The sequence below is a fragment of the Enterobacter sp. FW301-JW81 genome, from assembly GCF_058788735.1.
Genome location: NZ_JBYTBA010000013.1, coordinates 1 through 1,618 on the forward strand (window position 1 = coordinate 1; position 1,618 = coordinate 1,618).

Below are 1,618 nucleotides of genomic sequence, written 5' to 3' on the forward strand. Positions count from 1 at the left end.
GGCTCCACGCAGACTGGCGTCCACGCTTCAAAGCCTCCCACCTATCCTACACATCAAGGACCAGTGTTCAGTGTCAAGCTATAGTAAAGGTTCACGGGGTCTTTCCGTCTTGCCGCGGGTACACTGCATCTTCACAGCGAGTTCAATTTCACTGAGTCTCGGGTGGAGACAGCCTGGCCATCATTACGCCATTCGTGCAGGTCGGAACTTACCCGACAAGGAATTTCGCTACCTTAGGACCGTTATAGTTACGGCCGCCGTTTACCGGGGCTTCGATCAAGAGCTTCGCGTTACCGCTAACCCCATCAATTAACCTTCCGGCACCGGGCAGGCGTCACACCGTATACGTCCACTTTCGTGTTTGCACAGTGCTGTGTTTTTAATAAACAGTTGCAGCCAGCTGGTATCTTCGACTGATTTCAGCTCCACCCGCAGGGGCTTCACCTACATATCAGCGTGCCTTCTCCCGAAGTTACGGCACCATTTTGCCTAGTTCCTTCACCCGAGTTCTCTCAAGCGCCTTGGTATTCTCTACCTGACCACCTGTGTCGGTTTGGGGTACGATTTGATGTTACCTGATGCTTAGAGGCTTTTCCTGGAAGCAGGGCATTTGTTACTTCAGCACCGTAGTGCCTCGTCATCACACCTCAGCGTTAATAAACGACCGGATTTACCTAATCGTTCCGCCTACATGCTTAAACCGGGACAACCGTCGCCCGGCTAACATAGCCTTCTCCGTCCCCCCTTCGCAGTAACACCAAGTACAGGAATATTAACCTGTTTCCCATCGACTACGCCTTTCGGCCTCGCCTTAGGGGTCGACTCACCCTGCCCCGATTAACGTTGGACAGGAACCCTTGGTCTTCCGGCGAGCGGGCTTTTCACCCGCTTTATCGTTACTTATGTCAGCATTCGCACTTCTGATACCTCCAGCATGCCTCACAGCACACCTTCAACGGCTTACAGAACGCTCCCCTACCCAACAACGCATAAGCGTCGCTGCCGCAGCTTCGGTGCATGGTTTAGCCCCGTTACATCTTCCGCGCAGGCCGACTCGACCAGTGAGCTATTACGCTTTCTTTAAATGATGGCTGCTTCTAAGCCAACATCCTGGCTGTCTGTGCCTTCCCACATCGTTTCCCACTTAACCATGACTTTGGGACCTTAGCTGGCGGTCTGGGTTGTTTCCCTCTTCACGACGGACGTTAGCACCCGCCGTGTGTCTCCCGTGATAACATTCTTCGGTATTCGTAGTTTGCATCGGGTTGGTAAGCCGGGATGGCCCCCTAGCCGAAACAGTGCTCTACCCCCGAAGATGAGTTCACGAGGCGCTACCTAAATAGCTTTCGGGGAGAACCAGCTATCTCCCGGTTTGATTGGCCTTTCACCCCCAGCCACAAGTCATCCGCTAATTTTTCAACATTAGTCGGTTCGGTCCTCCAGTTAGTGTTACCCAACCTTCAACCTGCCCATGGCTAGATCACCGGGTTTCGGGTCTATACCCTGCAACTTAACGCCCAGTTAAGACTCGGTTTCCCTTCGGCTCCCCTATACGGTTAACCTTGCTACAGAATATAAGTCGCTGACCCATTATACAAAAGGTACGCAGTCACACCAC

The 1,618-nt window shown here is 52.8% G+C and carries 1 rRNA gene; it reads right to left on the bottom strand.

Features of this window, described 5'->3' with window-relative positions:
* Nucleotides 1-1,618, bottom strand: a 23S ribosomal RNA gene (locus AC3WOK_RS23330); the annotation flags it as partial.